Origin of the sequence: Cohaesibacter marisflavi, assembly GCF_963665895.2 — a bacterium.
GTDB classification, from domain to species: Bacteria; Pseudomonadota; Alphaproteobacteria; order Rhizobiales; family Cohaesibacteraceae; genus Cohaesibacter; species Cohaesibacter marisflavi.
Window position 1 is genome coordinate 519,361 of the sequence record NZ_OY762534.1, and the last position, 15,440, is coordinate 534,800.

The following is a 15,440-nucleotide window of genomic DNA, read 5'->3' on the forward strand; positions in this document are numbered from 1 at the left end:
TCAGGTTCCCTGCAAGTCCAATGCAGGATTTTGCGGGGTGTCGCCCCGAAACAAGAAAGGGTTGAGACGTGATTCAGAAAAACTGGCAGGAACTCATCAAGCCAACCAAACTCGAAATCACCCCTGGTGACGACGAATTGCGTGTCGCCAAAGTGGTTGCCGAGCCTCTGGAACGTGGCTTTGGCATGACTTTGGGCAATGCCCTGCGTCGTGTTCTGCTTTCATCCTTGCAGGGTGCAGCGGTAACCTCCATCCAGATTGATGGTGTGTTGCATGAATTCTCTTCTATTGCAGGTGTTCGCGAAGACGTAACGGATCTGATCCTGAACGTTAAAGAGATCTCTCTGCGCATGGAAGGGGAAGGTCCGAAACGCATGGTGCTTCGTAAAGAAGGACCGGGTGTTGTTCGGGCTGGCGACATTCAGGTTGTCGGGGACGTCGAAATTCTGAACCCTGAGCTGCCACTTTGCACGCTTGACGTGGGTGCAGAATTGCGCATGGAATTTACCGTTGATAGCGGTAAGGGCTATGTGACTGCGACTCAGAACCGCCCAGATGATGCTCCTATCGGTCTTATTCCGGTGGACAGCCTCTATTCTCCGGTCAAACGCGTTGCTTACAATGTCGAGAATACCCGTCAGGGTCAGGACCTCGACTTTGACAAGTTGACGATGACGATCGAAACCGATGGCTCGGTCAAACCTGAAGATGCTGTGGCTTATGCTGCACGCATTCTGCAGGACCAGCTGTCTATCTTCGTCAATTTCGAAGAGCCAGAGAAGGAAGTTGTTCAGGAACAGACTCAGGAGTTGGCTTTCAACCCGGCACTTCTCAAGAAAGTGGACGAGTTGGAACTGTCTGTCCGTTCTGCAAACTGCCTGAAAAACGACAACATTGTTTACATCGGCGATCTTATCCAGAAGACGGAAGCGGAAATGCTTCGCACTCCGAACTTTGGGCGCAAGTCGCTTAACGAGATCAAGGAAGTCCTTGCTCAGATGGGTCTGCATCTTGGCATGGAAGTTCAGGCTTGGCCGCCTGAAAATATCGACGATCTCGCAAAGCGCTACGAAGATCAGTATTAATCACCAGCGGTTTGTAACCGTCGGATAGAGTAAAGGAGAGGGCAATGCGCCACGGCAAATCAGGTCGCAAGCTCAATCGCACCGCTTCTCATCGCAAAGCAATGTTCGCCAACATGGCAGCAGCTTTGATCAAACATGAGCAAATTGTTACCACTCTGCCTAAGGCTAAAGAACTGAAGCCGATTGCAGACAAACTCATCACTCTGGCTAAACGTGGCGATCTTCATGCCCGTCGTCAGGCTATCTCTCAGATTCGCGACAAAGATATGGTTGCAAAGCTGTTTGAAACGCTTGGCCCACGCTACGAAGAACGCAAAGGTGGTTACACCCGCGTACTCAAAGCCGGTTTCCGTTATGGCGACAACGCTCCGATGGCTGTCATCGAGCTGGTTGACCGTGATCCGGAAGCACGCGGCACGGACTCTGGTCCTACCGCTGAGGTCGATGTGGAAGACGCAGCGTAAGTCTTGCGTTGAACAATGACATTAAAAAGGGGTAGTCTCAAGGCTACCCCTTTTTTTGTTTGGTAGATTAGATGTCCTATTTACAACTTTCAGCTTTTATTATTAGACTCTCTGGTATTTCATTTCTTGTTTTCTTCTATCTAGAGCATGGTTCGTTTTTTTTGCTTCTGGTTCGCACTAGCTTAAATGATTTTGCTAGCTTGCCGACATTGGGCCTTGCTTTTGTTCTATCTGGTCTTAGCTTGATCATTGGAATTATTTTTGTAATTTTTCCTTGTAAATGCGCAAAGCTGCTCATTCCGGGCAAGATGTTAGTCGAAAAGGAAAGTCCATCGATTGCTTTAAGGAAGTTGTTTGTTATTGCCCTTTTGATGACCGGCATTAGCTTCGCTGCCATCGGTCTGTTGGACTTAATCAGCTCTATTGTTGCGTTGAGTTTGCGTGGTGTGCCTTACTTGTGGCGCGATGCAAATATGGCTTTGGCGAGCAGTTTGTTCATCTGCCTTTTAAAAATCGGGTTTGGCTTATATCTGATCGGCGGGAAGAAACAAATACTGCGTTTCAGATGGTGAGGGCTGGTCTCTGTTCAGATGTTTCAGACGTCGTGAAAGCCTGTCGCAGTCTCTTGATTTTTGAAAGGGTAGCTTCGTGCCGCCCTTTTTGTAGCCGTGCCGAACAGGGCTATGTCTCTCGTCCACAGCTGAGGCCGTCTACAGCGCTTGAGATGTTCCTTTCTGAGGGCATTTGATTAAATCTTGGCAATGGTTGAAAATGGGCGCAATCAGATCTTAATTCTGCCTGCTCATATTCCTATCTTTTCGGGGAGAGATTTTTCCTTCGGTGCTCTGAAGGACCTTTTCCTTATAAAAAAACGAGGTTTTATGATGATTTCGCGAAAAGGGATGGCAACAGTCGCCGTTTTGCTCATCGTGGCAGGTGGGGGATATCTGGCGCGTGATTTCGTGCCGTCGTCCAACGCAGCTAACAAAGTCGAGCCGCCCAAAGTTACGCAAGTGGTTGAGCGCGTGCCCGCCAGCAAGGCGGAGATGCAACTTAGCTTTTCGCCTCTGGTCAAAGAGGCTGCGCCAGCTGTGGTCAACGTTTATGCTACGCGCAAGGTGGTGACCCGAAGCCGTTCGCCCTTCTTCAACGATCCATTCTTTGAACGATTTTTCGGGCAGGGCGGTTTCGGCGCACCACGCGAGCGGGTTGAGCGGTCGCTTGGCTCTGGTGTGATTGTGGATCATACGGGTGTCATTGTCACCAACCACCATGTCATTGATGGGGCAACCGAGGTGAAGGTGGCGCTCGCCGACCGCACCGAGTTTGAAGCCGATGTGGTGCTGGATGACGAGAAGACAGATCTGGCCATTCTGAAAGTCCGCGACCTGAAAGGCGATCTGCCGCATTTGGAATTTGCCGATTCGGATGATACCCAAGTTGGCGATCTGGTCTTGGCAATCGGTAACCCCTTTGGCGTGGGGCAAACTGTGACGAGCGGCATTGTCTCTGCGGTTGCGCGGACGCAGGTTGGTGCTTCTGACTATAGCTATTTTGTGCAGACTGATGCTGCCATCAACCCGGGCAACTCCGGCGGGGCTCTGGTCAACATGCAGGGGCAGTTGGTAGGCATCAACAGCTCAATCTATACCCGCTCGGGTGGGTCCAATGGGATCGGTTTCGCCATCCCGGCCAATATGGTCAAATTGGTGGCCGATGCGGCTATTTCAGGCAAGGCAGTTCAGCGAGCCTGGTTCGGCGGTAGCTTGCAGCTGGTTAGCTCCGATATTGCGTCCGGTCTGGGCCTTGATCGCCCGCAAGGGGTATTGGTTACCGAGGTTTATCAGGATAGTCCGGCTGAAGCTGCCGGTCTGGAAGTCGGTGATTTGATTCTCAAGGTCAACGGCAAGGATGTCGATAGTCCGGATGCCTTTGGCTATCGATTTGCCACTGTGCCGCTTGGGGCTGATGTGTCGCTGGATGTTGTCCGGCAGGGGGGCGCCCGCACCATCGTGATGAAGGCAGCGGCTGCACCAGAGAAGCCGCCTAGAGACGAGCGCTATATTGAGGGCTATTCTCCCTTTGATGGCGCCACGGTACTTAACCTTTCGCCCCTGGTTGCTCAGGAATTGGGAGTTGACAGCGGCCTTAAAGGTGTAGTCATTTCCGGTGTAAGAAATGGCACGACATCAGAGCGTCTTGGCCTTAAGATCGGGGACGTTATTCGTAAGGTCAACGGGCAGGTCGTCCGCAACACCAAGGATCTGGAAACGCTTTCCAATCAGGAATTCCGCCTCTGGCGGCTTGAGATCCAACGTGACGGCAAGCTCATCAAGACGACAATCAGTTGAGATTGAAGTGAGCAATTTGTTTGAAAATGCAGGGCTGGAGGTTTCCAGCTCTGCCGGAAAAGGTGATGAGACCGGGGAGGGAGCTTCCCGGCCTCTTGCTGATTTGCTGCGACCGAGGCAGCTGAAAGATGTTGTTGGACAACAGCATCTGGTGGGCCCGGATGGCACCTTGACGCGCATGCTGAAAAGCGGATCGCTTGGGTGTCTCATCCTGTGGGGACCGCCGGGCACGGGCAAAACGACGGTTGCGCGGCTTCTGGCGGATGGAACGGATCTTCATTTCGAACAGATCTCAGCTATTTTCTCTGGTGTTTCCGACCTCAAGAAAGTGTTTGAAGCGGCCCGTGACAGGCGCCGGATGGGCAAGACGACGCTGTTGTTTGTTGACGAGATCCATCGCTTCAACAAGGCGCAGCAGGATAGCTTTCTGCCCGTTATGGAAGACGGTACGGTGGTGCTGGTTGGTGCCACAACGGAAAATCCCTCCTTTGAACTCAATGCTGCGCTTTTGTCGCGCTCTCAGGTTCTGACCTTCCAAAGCCTCGATGATGATGCCATCGGGCAGTTGCTGTCACGCGCCGAAGAGGCGTTGGGGCAGCGTTTGCCGCTTGATGATGACGCCCGAACGGCCCTTATCCGCATGGCTGATGGCGATGGTCGCTCGTCGCTGACGTTGGCGCAGGAGGTTTGGCGGGCTGCTCAGGAAGATGAGATTTTCACGCCTGAGCAATTGGGGCGTATCCTGCAACGCCGCGCGCCGGTGTATGACAAATCGGCAGAAGGCCATTACAATCTGATTTCCGCCTTTCACAAGTCTATCCGTGGCTCAGACCCGGATGCGGCGCTCTACTATATGTGCCGGATGCTTGATGCGGGGGAAGATCCGTTATATATCCTGAGGCGCATGACCGTCATGGCATCCGAAGACATCGGACTGGCTGACCCGAATGCGCTCGTGCAAGCACAGGCAGCCCGCGAGGCATTCCAGCTGGTCGGAGCGCCCGAAGGCTATTACGCGCTCTCGCAACTGGCGATCTATCTCGCTACGGCACCAAAATCAAACAAGGGCTACATGGCCTTTGCGGCTGCGATGGATGCGGCCAAACGCGGAGGCTCCCTGCCTCCACCGAAGCATATTCTCAATGCCCCGACCAAGTTTATGGCAGAACAGGGCTATGGCGATGGCTATCGCTACGACCATGATGAACCGGATGCCTTTTCCGGACAGGACTATTTTCCTGAAGCGATGGGGCGGAAAGTCTTTTATGAGCCGGTTGAACGTGGTTTTGAGCGGGAATTGCGCAAACGTCTGGACTATTGGTCCAGATTGAGAATGGAAAGAAACAAATGAATCAATTTATTTTTGTGGCTATCGGCGGCGCTTGCGGGGCAAGTTTGCGGCATCTGGTCGGTTTGGCTGCGTTGCGCTCTTTTGGCAGCGGGCTGCCCTATGGCACGATGATTTGTAATATCGTCGGCTCCTTTTTCATGGGGCTGCTTATTCATTTTCTCGCGGTCCGGTTCAGTGCCAGTACGGAAATTCGCCTGCTGCTGACGACGGGTTTATTGGGCGGTTTTACGACCTTTTCCACCTTCTCACTCGACATTGTGACAATGACCGAGCGGGGGCAGTCGGGTTTGGCACTGTTTTATATTGCAATCTCGCTGGCGGGCGGTATTGTGGCGCTCTTTGTGGGGCTTTCGGCAGCCCGCGCGCTGGTGTGAACGAAGAAAGTTTGATCGAATGGCAACCATTCAGTTTCGTGAAGTGACAGGGGATGAAGACGGGCTGCGCCTGGACCGCTGGTTCAAGGAGCATTATCCGGGTCTTTCCTTTGGCCAATTGCAGAAGTTGCTGCGCACGGGACAGGTGCGTGTCGATGGAAAGCGGGTGAAAACCAACGCGCGGCTGATGAAGGGGCAGGAAGTGCGCATTCCGCCTCTAGCAACCGATGAGAAATCCCAGAATGCTGCTCCCAAACGCGCCATGCCACGCGCATCGGATGATGATGGGGAATTTCTCAAGTCGATCATGCTTTACGAAGACAAGGATCTGTTTGTCATTAACAAGCCGGCAGGCTTGGCGGTGCAGGGTGGCTCGGGCATGAGCCGCCATGTGGATGGCATGCTGGAAGCCTTGCGTGATCGCAACGGGCAGAAGCCACGCCTTGTGCATCGGCTCGACCGGGACACGTCGGGCGTGCTGGTTCTGGCGCGCAAGCGTTCCATCGCCATGGAACTGACCAAGGCTTTCCGCGAACGCTCCACCCAGAAAACCTATTGGGCGCTGGTGCGTGGTGTGCCAAAGCCGCATCAAGCTCGCATCTCCACCTATCTGGCCAAATATCAGGCCGAAGATGGCGACCGCATGCGCATTGCGCGGCATGGAGATCAGGGGGCGCAGCATGCTGTTACCCATTATTCCGTCGTTGAAACATCCGGACAGAAGATGTCCTGGCTGGTGCTCAAGCCGGTGACCGGTCGGACCCATCAGTTGCGTGTGCACACGGCCTATATGGAATGTCCTATCGTCGGAGACCCCAAATATTTCAACGTCGAGAATTGGGAATTTCCGGGCGGTATCCAGAAAAAGCTTCATCTGCATGCACGCCGCATCCGCATTCCGCACCCGAAGGGCGGCATGCTGGATGTCAGTGCGCCGCTTCCTCCCCATATGCAACAGAGCTGGAACCTTCTGGGCTTTGACGAGTCTGCCTATGATCCCGAGATCGAGGATGAACTCGGCTCCGAAGACTGATTGCACTGCCAAGATTCGTTCCGACATGTGTTTCCATTCAGCGTGAGGGCCCCTCTCATGAGCCTCAAACTCTTTATCTTTGATTGCGACGGTACTCTGGTGGATAGCCAGCACACGATTGTAGAGGGCATGGAACATGCGTTCGGGGTGCATAGCCTTGAGCCGCCCACGGCTGACGCCACGCGTTCCATTATCGGATTGTCGCTGCCAGAAGCGATTGTCAAACTTGCGCCGGACTTGAGTCTAGCTGCCAATGCGGCGATTGTTCAAAGCTACAAGGACTATGTCATCGCCAAGCGGGCCAGTGGAGACGCCATTGAGCTGCTCTATGATGGCGCCAAGGAAGCCATTGAGGCGATCGCCAAGGACGCCAATGTGTTGCTCGGCATTGCGACCGGCAAAGCCTATCGCGGCGTTCTTCATCTGTTTAATTGCTATGACTGGCATGATCTGTTTGTGACGGTGCAAACAGCCGACCGAGCGCCTTCCAAACCGCATCCGGGCATGATTTTGCAAGCGATGGAACAGACAGGTGCGCGTCCGGAAGACACCTATATGATCGGCGATACCAGCTACGATATGGAAATGGCCATCAATGCCAAGGTAACCCCCATCGGCGTAAGCTGGGGCTATCATACTTCTGACGTGTTGAGAGACGCTGGGGCCGAGCATATTGTCGATGATTATCCGGCGCTGCATGCCTTGCTGGGGCGTCTTTGAAACTCCGAACCTGACGGGACAGTCTGATGGCAGAACAGGATAAGGATTCGCGCGAAACGTTCGGCGTGCTGTTTGGTGATTTTGCGCCGGGACAAAAGGACAGCACCGAAAACCCCATGATGCGCTCGAAAGAAGCGGCGAAGGCGGCTTTGCCCAAGCGATTCTATAAGGATGTTTCCGTTGGCACAGAAGAGGGCAATGGTGAGGCCCTTGGAGGCGAAACGCTCTATTGCGTTTTGCTGGATGGTCGCAAGGTAAAAAGCCCGGCTAAGAAGACCGTGTGCGTGCCAACCCGTCAGCTCGCCGAAGCCCTTGTTGCCGAATGGGACGCGCAGGAGAAGGAAATCAATCCGGCCTTGATGCCGTTGACCCGTCTTCTCAATTCCACGGTAGATGGCGTTGAAGAGGCGCGCGAGGCGATCATCGAAGAAATCATCGCCTATCTCAATAATGACTTCATTTGCTATCCGGCGAGCCACCCGGAACGGTTGGTGCAGCGACAGAAGGACCATTGGCATCCTGTGCTGGATAGGGCCGAGGAAGCCCTTGGGGGCCGATTCGTGCAGGCCAGTGGCATTCTTGCTATCGGGCAGTCTCCGGTGATGGGAGAGCGTCTGAGGGCGCTCTGGGCCGATCTGGATGTCTATCAGCTTGGTGCGTTGCACAGCATGATGACATTGACCGGTTCGGCGCTGTTGCCTTTTGCCCTGTGGGATGGGTTTCTAGAGCCTGAGGCTGTGTGGAATGCGGCCATGGTGGATGAAGACTGGAATATCGAGCTTTGGGGCGAGGATGAAGAAGCCACCAAACGCCGTGTTTTCCGCCGGGCGGAGTTTGAAGCCGCCGTTCAGGTCATTACAGCCCTGCGTCCCTGATTTTCTGGTGCTCTCGTGCTTATAGCCTAAGACTATTCTCTCAGGCTTTCATCCGATCTGCCAGCTATTTGCTCCAAAATATATGTGTTAGCCCTTATACAGGCAAAGGTCTGCGTGCTCGGGCCTTTGCCATATTGATCGATATCTGCTTGCGCAGTGGTCGGTGATGCGACCTTGTGGGAAGAGCGTAAGCGGTGCGTAAACACTGTTGGTCTGGGGGCTCCTTATCATGAAAAATGTAATTGCTGAGCTGGAAAAGCGCCGTGAGCAGGCCCGGTTGGGGGGCGGCCAGAATCGCGTGGACGCGCAACACGAACGAGGCAAGCTAACAGCCCGCGAGCGGATAGAAGCCTTTCTGGATGAAGGCTCGTTTGAAGAATTCGACATGTATGTGCAGCATAAATGCACGGATTTCGGCATGGAAAAGGTCAAGATGCCGGGCGATGGTGTTGTGACCGGGTGGGGCACCGTCAATGGACGGATCGTCTATATTTTTGCCAAGGATTTCACGGTGCTCGGAGGCTCTCTCTCCTGGACCCATGCCCAGAAGATCATCAAGATCCAGGATATGGCCCTGAAAAGCCGCGCGCCGATTATCGGCCTGTTCGATGCTGGTGGGGCGCGCATTCAGGAAGGGGTCGATGCTCTGGGCGGCTATGGCGAGGTGTTCCAGCGCAATGTGATGTCTTCAGGTGTCATTCCGCAGATTTCCCTCATCATGGGGCCATGCGCGGGGGGCGATGTCTACTCGCCGGCAATGACCGACTTCATCTTCATGGTGCGGGATCGCTCCTACATGTTCGTGACGGGGCCGGAAGTGGTCAAGACGGTGACCAACGAGGAAGTTACCTCCGAACAGCTTGGCGGTGCGTCCGTGCATACGACCAAGTCATCCATCGCGGACGGGGCTTATGATGACGATATTGAGGCCTTGTCGCAGATGCGGCGTCTGATTGACTTCCTGCCTGCCAATAACTTTTCCGATCCTCCCTTGCTCGACAATTTCGACCCATGGGACCGCGAAGAGCCTTCGCTGGATACACTGGTGCCGAATAATCCGAACAAGCCGTATGACATGAAGGAACTGATCCTCAAACTGGTTGATGAGGGAGATTTCTTTGAAATTCAGGAAAGCTTTGCTCGCAACATCATCACCGGTTTTGGTCGCATGGAAGGGCGCACCATCGGCATCGTGGCCAACCAACCGATGGTTCTGGCCGGTGTGCTGGATAGCGACTGTTCGCGCAAGGCTGCGCGTTTCGTGCGCTTTTGTGATGCCTTCGAGATTCCGGTGGTCACACTGGTGGATGTGCCCGGGTTCCTGCCCGGCACCGATCAGGAATATGGCGGGTTGATCAAGCATGGCGCCAAGCTGCTGTTTGCCTATGCCGAGGCGACTGTGCCCAAAGTGACCGTGATCACGCGCAAGGCCTATGGTGGAGCCTATGATGTGATGGGTTCCAAGCATTTGCGTGGTGACGTCAACTATGCATGGCCGAGCGCCCAGATTGCCGTGATGGGGGCGAAAGGAGCGGTAGAAATCATCTTCCGCAAGGATCTTGATGATCCTGACAAGATCGCCGCTCATACCAAGGATTATGAAGACCGTTTCCTGTCGCCGTTTGTCGCGGCCGAAAGGGGCTTTATTGATGAGGTCATCATGCCATTCCGCACGCGTTTGCGTGTGTCACGCGCCTTGCGTATGCTGCGCAACAAACGGTTGGAGAATCCGTGGAAGAAGCATGACAATATTCCGCTTTAACGCGTTATTTTGTCTGTTGAAATCCTGACGTAGCTTTATCCGGTCGCGCTTCATTTACTGATGCGCGACTTTTTCTTGTTACGCTACCTCAAAGAGCAAGATCCAGTTTGAGGGGACAAGGCTATGCTGATCAGCCTTTTTGTGGGATGTCTGGTGATCACGATCTGCGTTTTTGTGCAGATGTTGGGACTTATTGAAGTCTTCAACCGTGTGCGTGTTCTGGCGCTTATCTGGTCTAATATCGCCATTCATTATCGCAAGATGTGGCTGATGGTTGTCACCGTGCTGGGTGTTTTTGTCATCCACGCGTTGCAGATATGGGTGTGGGCCGTAACTTACTGGATGGTGGGGGCGTTGCCGGATTTTGATGAGTCGCTCTATTTCTCCACCGTGACCTTCTCCACGCTGGGCTATGGCGATATCATTCTGTCAGAGCATTGGCGCATTCTGGGGGCGCTGGAGGGGATTGCCGGCTTCATCTATATCGGATGGTCCACGGCTTACCTTATCGGGGCAAGCAAACGGTATGGACCGTTTGCTGCCAAACATCATTTCTAACAAGCTTATTTTCTATCTGCGCTTAACGCAGGTCTGCCTGATCGAGGAATGAGCCGACCACGGTTTGCAGATGCTTCGTGGTGGCTTCATCTTCGAGTTTGCCGTTGGGGAATTTCTGACCAGCGAAGGTGACCGCGATTTCCGGCAGGGGGAGCATCTTGCAAAGCATACAGGAGAGGGTCTCGCGCATCTGTGCTTGCGCCCGCACGCCACCAAGAGGCCCCGGAGCAATAGTGGCAAACAGTACCGGCTTGTTGGTGAAGCAGCTGGTAAAGGCCGGGCGGGACAGCCAGTCGAGCGCGTTTTTGAGAACACCGGGAATGCCGTGGTTAAATTCTGGCAAGGTGATCAGGACCGCATCGCTTTCGGCAATCAGTTTGCGGCTGGCGAAAACGGCCTCGGGGCCGTTCGCCGTGTCCATATCCTGATTATAGAGGGGGATCGATGCGATATCCACGCTATTGAATTCAGTGCCCTCAGGCAGCAAATCTGCCATGGCCGCCATCAGCGAACGGGAATAGGCCCCTTCGCGCAAGCTGCCGCAAATACCGGCAATTTTCAAAGCTTTTGTCATAGTCAAAATCCTTTGGAGCAAATGGATGAGGAGGCCAGAGGTCTTGCGGCGCAAGGCTTCTGGCGAAGTCGTCGAGGTGAAAATAGTCCTCTGGAAGAAAGGGAGGTTGCGAACAGGTGTCCGCTTGGTGATTTCACTTATGTTTATCAAGCAGGCTGATGCCTGTCACGTCCAGATTTTCCAGCATGGAATCAATCGATTGGCCATTCAGGGAGAAGTCTGGCGCGAGATCGCGCAAGGGCACCAGCACAAAGGCGCGTTCGTTGATAAAGGGGTGAGGGATTTTCAGATTATCCTCATCTATCACCTGATCCCCATAAGTCAGCAAATCAATGTCGATGATGCGCGGACCCCAATGCTCACCCCTGATGCGCCCCATGCTCTTTTCAACGGCAAGACAGACCGCGAGCAATTCGCTTGCGGGCAGTGTCGTCTTGATGAGGGCGCAGGCATTGATGAATTCGGCTTGATCGGTTTTGCCCCATGGCGGAGTAATGTAATAAGGCGAGCGGGACATAACCCGCACGCCTTTCTGGGAGGAAAGGGTCGAAAGGGCGTCTTCAATGGTGATCGCCGGATCCCCAATATTGCCGCCCAGCGAGATATACACCTCAGTTTCCGGTGACGTGCCGTTCATCATGCATAATCCTTGCGGTCTCTGGTAATTTCCACTGCTATGTCTTTGATGATCGCGGGGATGGGGGCTTCCGGTTTACGAACCTTGATCCTGACCTGTTGCAATTGCGGAAACTGGGTCAACAGATCCTTGGCTACCGCTTCGGCCAGAGCTTCAATCAACTTGAAACGCTGGTTCTGGACGATATCTGCCAGGCGCTTGACGATAAAATCGTAGCGCACGGTCTTTGTTTCATCGTCGCTCTGGCCGGCCGGGCGCATGTCCAGATAACAATCCAGATCGAAATAGAAACGCTGCCCGAGGGTGGCTTCTTCTTCAAAAACACCGTGATAGGCAAAGAATGCGAGGTCTCGGAGGATGATGCGATCCATCGGGTCAGGTCCGTTGTTGGTCGTAAACGGCGTGTGCAACGGCGAGCGCATCTTTGTGTGCTGCGACGTCATGCACGCGGAAAATGGCGGCCCCCTTCATCAGGGCAATCACATTTGAGGCGACGGTGCCGAAGACCCGATCCCGTGGTTCCTCCCGACCGGTCAAGCTGCCGATAAATCTCTTTCGTGACGTGCCAATCAATATTGGATACTCCCAATCGCACAATTGTTCAAGTCGAGCCAAAATTTCGATATTTTCTGCCGCATCTTTGGCAAAGCCAAAACCGGGGTCGAGAATGATTTCTCTTGGCTTGACCCCGGCCTTGAGGGCGATCTCGATGGAGCGGTCAAAGAATCGCTTCATCTGCTCCATGATGTCGATATCGCTCTGGCGCTCTTTCTCCCAGTGATTGATGATGACCGGTGCGTGATGGTCGGCTGCGGCTTTGGCGATGTCCGGCTCGCGCTGTAGGCCCCACACATCATTGACGATATGGGCTCCGGCCGCCAGCGCCTTGTCGGCGACGCGGGCTTTGTAGGTATCAATGGAGATGGCCCGACCAAGATCGGCTGCAGCGATGCTCCTGATAGCCGGAATGACGCGGTCCAGCTCTTCTTGTTCGACTACCAGATCTGCGCCGGGGCGCGTTGATTCCCCTCCGATATCGAGTATCTGCGCGCCTTCACTAGCCAACTGTCTGGCATGCTCTAGGGCATTTTGCTCGCCCAGAAAGCGTCCGCCATCGGAAAAACTATCCGGAGTCACATTGATAATGCCCATGATGAGCGGCGGTTGGGCCGGTGTCCAATGGATCGGGCCCAGTGTGAGTGGAGAAAGAGGGAGCGGAGAAGAAGTCTGTTTCATTGCCTTGGCGCCTTCGGTGTCACGCATTGTGATTTTATGCCATGCATAACAATATTCATGTTGTGAGGCAAAGCCCTGCGAGTGGCTTCTGTTTATTCCATTTTTGCGCGTTTGTGCAATTAAGAATCTCATCAAATAGTCTCATGAAACTTGGGTAACTATCAGAAATATAATCCATTTTTTGCCATCCCTTCGATGGTCCGAATTGTCACTGCCATCACCGCGATTTACAAAGTTCTACGTAGATGCATTCCGCCGGGTCGAGACCGACAAAAGAGCTGTTAGGGAGTGATCCAATCCGAGTGGTCCGAAGTGCCCGATTTGAGGGCGCGCGGGGGGAAGAGGACAAAAGCAGGATTGTCATGTTTGAAAAAATTCTGATTGCAAACCGCGGTGAAATTGCATGCCGTGTCATCAAGTCAGCTAAGAAAATGGGAATCAAGACTGTCGCCATCTATTCAGATGCGGACGAGGATGCCATGCATGTGCAAATGGCAGATGAGGCCGTGCATATAGGGCCTCCGCCAGCGACCCAATCCTATCTGCAGGGCGACAGGATCATTGAGATCTGCAAGGAGACTGGCGCCGAAGCTGTGCATCCCGGATATGGCTTTCTGTCGGAAAATGCCGCATTCTGTAAAGCGCTGGAACAGGCAGGCATCGTGTTTATCGGACCTCCTCCAGGAGCCATCGAGGCCATGGGGGACAAGATCGAATCCAAGAAATTCGCGTTGGAGGCCAAGGTGTCCACGGTGCCTGGTCATATGGGCGTCATCGAAGATGCCAATGAGGCGGTGGAAGTCGCCCGTGAAATCGGGTTTCCTGTGATGATCAAGGCCTCAGCGGGCGGTGGCGGCAAGGGGATGCGCATCGCATGGGATGAAGCGGAAGCCGCAGAAGGCTTCGAGCGGGCGAAATCCGAGGCGAAGTCTTCCTTTGGCGATGATCGTTGTTTTATTGAAAAATTCGTGGTCGGTCCGCGCCATATCGAGATTCAGGTGCTCGCAGACAAACATGGCAATGCCATATATCTCAACGAACGTGAATGCTCGATCCAGCGTCGAAACCAGAAGGTCATCGAAGAGGCGCCGTCGGCCTTCCTTGATCCGGCGACCCGTAAGGCCATGGGCGAGCAGGCGGTGGCCTTGGCCAAGGCTGTTGGCTATCACTCTGCCGGAACGGTGGAATTCATCGTCGACAAGGACAAGAATTTCTATTTTCTTGAAATGAATACGCGCCTGCAGGTGGAGCATCCGGTAACCGAACTGATCACCGGCGTGGATCTCGTCGAGCAGATGATACACATCGCTTACGGCGAGCCACTGGCTATGGCGCAGGAGGATGTGAAAATCAATGGCTGGGCAGTGGAAGCCCGCATTTATGCCGAAGATCCGCTCCGCAATTTCCTGCCCTCCATCGGACGTCTTGTGGACTATCGTCCGCCGCTGGAAGGCACGGCAGATGGCTTGACCGTACGCAATGACACGGGCGTGGAAGCGGGCTCGGAAATCACCATGTTCTATGATCCGATGATTGCCAAGCTCTGCACCCATGGGCCGGATCGAATATCCGCGATTGATCATATGTCACGGGCGCTGGACGCCTTTATTATTGATGGTATCGAGCATAATATTCCGTTCCTTACCGCTCTGATGGAACATCCCAAATGGCGTTCGGGCGACATCACGACCGGATTTATTGCCGAAGAATATCCCGATGGATTTGAAGGGGGGCAATGGGACGCCGAAACAGAATTGGCCCTTGCCTGTGTCGCAGCCTCCATGGAGCTTGTGATGCATGATCGTCTGCATCGGTTCAAGGACAAGCGCAAACTGGATTCCATGCAGATGCATGAACACTGGATTGCCGTATTTGACAAGCACAAGCGGATTCCCATTCGCTATCGTGGCGGCAACCCGACCACCCCGATTGATATGGATCTTGCCTTGCCGGATGGTCATGTCACCTCAGTGCTCTCCGATTGGGCTCCGGGCTGGAAGCTCTGGTGCGGGGTCGTCGGTGGCAAAGAGTTGATTGTTCAGGTGCGCAGAGGGCTGAATTCCTACATTCTGACCCACAAGGGAGTGCAACAGGAAGTGAAGGTCATGCGGCCGCATGTGGCCGAGCTGGAGGCGATTTTGCCCAAGCGTGTTGCGCCCGATACCTCTCACTTGCTTCTTTGCCCTATGCCCGGGCTGGTGGTTTCAATCGCTGTAAAGGAGGGGCAGAAGGTACAGGCTGGCGAAGCCCTCGCCACAGTGGAAGCCATGAAAATGGAGAATGTGTTGCGTGCCGAGCGGGATCTCGTCGTTTCCGAGATACTGGTTTCCGCAGGAGACAGCCTGGCAGTGGATACCGTTATGATGGAATTTGCATCAACCAACAGCGATGCAGCCTGACTGGTCAAGATAAACAAGGTG

At 54.0% G+C, this 15,440-nt stretch carries 16 protein-coding genes; 12 read left to right on the forward strand and 4 right to left on the reverse strand.

Annotation, left to right across the window (positions count from 1 at the left end; genetic code table 11):
• Window positions 1–68 precede the first annotated feature (68 nt).
• The 11 genes from ACKPCT_RS03595 to ACKPCT_RS03645 all read left to right on the forward strand — a co-directional run bounded on the left by ACKPCT_RS03595 (window position 69) and on the right by ACKPCT_RS03645 (window position 10,573).
• Window positions 69–1,085, forward strand: a complete 1,017-nt coding sequence (locus ACKPCT_RS03595; protein ID WP_090072078.1) for a DNA-directed RNA polymerase subunit alpha — start codon at window positions 69–71, stop codon at window positions 1,083–1,085.
• Window positions 1,086–1,129: 44 nt separating this feature from the next.
• On the forward strand, window positions 1,130–1,549 hold the full coding sequence (rplQ, locus tag ACKPCT_RS03600; protein ID WP_319568414.1) for a 50S ribosomal protein L17: 420 nt from the start codon (window positions 1,130–1,132) through the stop codon (window positions 1,547–1,549).
• Between the two features lie 71 nt (window positions 1,550–1,620).
• Window positions 1,621–2,121: a hypothetical protein gene (locus ACKPCT_RS03605; RefSeq protein ID WP_319568415.1), complete on the forward strand. Its 501-nt coding sequence runs from the start codon at window positions 1,621–1,623 to the stop codon at window positions 2,119–2,121.
• A 309-nt stretch (window positions 2,122–2,430) separates the two neighbouring features.
• Window positions 2,431–3,900 (forward strand): DegQ family serine endoprotease, encoded by a 1,470-nt coding sequence (locus ACKPCT_RS03610; protein ID WP_319568416.1) that lies wholly within the window; start codon window positions 2,431–2,433, stop codon window positions 3,898–3,900.
• A 7-nt stretch (window positions 3,901–3,907) separates the two neighbouring features.
• On the forward strand, window positions 3,908–5,251 hold the full coding sequence (locus ACKPCT_RS03615; RefSeq protein WP_407062713.1) for a replication-associated recombination protein A: 1,344 nt from the start codon (window positions 3,908–3,910) through the stop codon (window positions 5,249–5,251).
• Window positions 5,248–5,625 carry a fluoride efflux transporter CrcB gene (gene crcB / locus ACKPCT_RS03620; protein WP_090072063.1) on the forward strand — a complete coding sequence of 126 codons (378 nt, stop codon included), beginning with the start codon at window positions 5,248–5,250 and terminating at the stop codon, window positions 5,623–5,625. Before ACKPCT_RS03615 ends, crcB begins: the two co-directional genes overlap by 4 nt.
• Before the next feature lie 19 nt (window positions 5,626–5,644).
• Complete coding sequence (locus ACKPCT_RS03625) at window positions 5,645–6,658, forward strand: RluA family pseudouridine synthase (protein ID WP_090072061.1); 1,014 nt, start codon at window positions 5,645–5,647, stop codon at window positions 6,656–6,658.
• A 57-nt stretch (window positions 6,659–6,715) separates the two neighbouring features.
• Window positions 6,716–7,378 carry an HAD-IA family hydrolase gene (locus ACKPCT_RS03630; RefSeq protein ID WP_319568417.1) on the forward strand — a complete coding sequence of 221 codons (663 nt, stop codon included), beginning with the start codon at window positions 6,716–6,718 and terminating at the stop codon, window positions 7,376–7,378.
• A gap of 26 nt (window positions 7,379–7,404) precedes the next feature.
• Window positions 7,405–8,253, forward strand: coding sequence for an ATP12 family chaperone protein (locus tag ACKPCT_RS03635; protein WP_319568418.1), 849 nt, complete (start codon window positions 7,405–7,407; stop codon window positions 8,251–8,253).
• Between the two features lie 229 nt (window positions 8,254–8,482).
• The gene (locus ACKPCT_RS03640; protein WP_090072055.1) at window positions 8,483–10,015 is read left to right on the forward strand and encodes an acyl-CoA carboxylase subunit beta; all 1,533 of its coding nucleotides are present in this window, start codon (window positions 8,483–8,485) and stop codon (window positions 10,013–10,015) included.
• 123 nt (window positions 10,016–10,138) lie between these two features.
• Window positions 10,139–10,573 carry an ion channel gene (locus ACKPCT_RS03645; protein WP_090072041.1) on the forward strand — a complete coding sequence of 145 codons (435 nt, stop codon included), beginning with the start codon at window positions 10,139–10,141 and terminating at the stop codon, window positions 10,571–10,573.
• 22 nt (window positions 10,574–10,595) lie between these two features.
• On the opposite strand, the gene ACKPCT_RS03650 is transcribed toward ACKPCT_RS03645, so the two are convergent.
• From ACKPCT_RS03650 to folP, 4 genes are all read right to left on the reverse strand, one after another.
• On the reverse strand, window positions 10,596–11,147 hold the full coding sequence (locus ACKPCT_RS03650) for an NADPH-dependent FMN reductase (RefSeq protein ID WP_090072031.1): 552 nt from the start codon (window positions 11,145–11,147) through the stop codon (window positions 10,596–10,598).
• A gap of 133 nt (window positions 11,148–11,280) precedes the next feature.
• Window positions 11,281–11,787, reverse strand: a complete 507-nt coding sequence (gene folK, locus ACKPCT_RS03655; protein WP_319568419.1) for a 2-amino-4-hydroxy-6-hydroxymethyldihydropteridine diphosphokinase — start codon at window positions 11,785–11,787, stop codon at window positions 11,281–11,283.
• Window positions 11,784–12,155: a dihydroneopterin aldolase gene (gene folB / locus ACKPCT_RS03660; protein ID WP_090072029.1), complete on the reverse strand. Its 372-nt coding sequence runs from the start codon at window positions 12,153–12,155 to the stop codon at window positions 11,784–11,786. The genes folK and folB overlap by 4 nt, the downstream gene beginning before the upstream one ends.
• Window positions 12,156–12,159: 4 nt before the next feature.
• Window positions 12,160–13,020 (reverse strand): dihydropteroate synthase, encoded by an 861-nt coding sequence (gene folP, locus ACKPCT_RS03665; RefSeq protein ID WP_319568420.1) that lies wholly within the window; start codon window positions 13,018–13,020, stop codon window positions 12,160–12,162.
• A gap of 362 nt (window positions 13,021–13,382) precedes the next feature.
• Here folP and ACKPCT_RS03670 point away from each other — a divergent pair, with 362 nt between their 5' ends.
• Complete coding sequence (locus tag ACKPCT_RS03670) at window positions 13,383–15,419, forward strand: acetyl/propionyl/methylcrotonyl-CoA carboxylase subunit alpha (protein WP_319568421.1); 2,037 nt, start codon at window positions 13,383–13,385, stop codon at window positions 15,417–15,419.
• Window positions 15,420–15,440 lie beyond the last annotated feature (21 nt).

What these genes read in the sequence shown, in the direction of transcription:
- ACKPCT_RS03605 (WP_319568415.1), top strand. Translation starts at nt 1,621, where the DNA reads ATGTCCTATTTACAACTTTCAGCTTTTATTATTAGACTCTCTGGTATT.
- crcB (WP_090072063.1), top strand. Translation starts at nt 5,248, where the DNA reads ATGAATCAATTTATTTTTGTGGCTATCGGCGGCGCTTGCGGGGCAAGT.
- ACKPCT_RS03630 (WP_319568417.1), top strand. Translation starts at nt 6,716, where the DNA reads ATGAGCCTCAAACTCTTTATCTTTGATTGCGACGGTACTCTGGTGGAT.
- ACKPCT_RS03645 (WP_090072041.1), top strand. Translation starts at nt 10,139, where the DNA reads ATGCTGATCAGCCTTTTTGTGGGATGTCTGGTGATCACGATCTGCGTT.
- ACKPCT_RS03610 (WP_319568416.1), top strand. Translation starts at nt 2,431, where the DNA reads ATGATGATTTCGCGAAAAGGGATGGCAACAGTCGCCGTTTTGCTCATC.
- ACKPCT_RS03650 (WP_090072031.1), bottom strand. Translation starts at nt 11,147, where the DNA reads ATGACAAAAGCTTTGAAAATTGCCGGTATTTGCGGCAGCTTGCGCGAA.
- rplQ (WP_319568414.1), top strand. Translation starts at nt 1,130, where the DNA reads ATGCGCCACGGCAAATCAGGTCGCAAGCTCAATCGCACCGCTTCTCAT.
- folK (WP_319568419.1), bottom strand. Translation starts at nt 11,787, where the DNA reads ATGATGAACGGCACGTCACCGGAAACTGAGGTGTATATCTCGCTGGGC.
- ACKPCT_RS03625 (WP_090072061.1), top strand. Translation starts at nt 5,645, where the DNA reads ATGGCAACCATTCAGTTTCGTGAAGTGACAGGGGATGAAGACGGGCTG.
- ACKPCT_RS03670 (WP_319568421.1), top strand. Translation starts at nt 13,383, where the DNA reads ATGTTTGAAAAAATTCTGATTGCAAACCGCGGTGAAATTGCATGCCGT.
- ACKPCT_RS03640 (WP_090072055.1), top strand. Translation starts at nt 8,483, where the DNA reads ATGAAAAATGTAATTGCTGAGCTGGAAAAGCGCCGTGAGCAGGCCCGG.
- folB (WP_090072029.1), bottom strand. Translation starts at nt 12,155, where the DNA reads ATGGATCGCATCATCCTCCGAGACCTCGCATTCTTTGCCTATCACGGT.
- ACKPCT_RS03635 (WP_319568418.1), top strand. Translation starts at nt 7,405, where the DNA reads ATGGCAGAACAGGATAAGGATTCGCGCGAAACGTTCGGCGTGCTGTTT.
- folP (WP_319568420.1), bottom strand. Translation starts at nt 13,020, where the DNA reads ATGAAACAGACTTCTTCTCCGCTCCCTCTTTCTCCACTCACACTGGGC.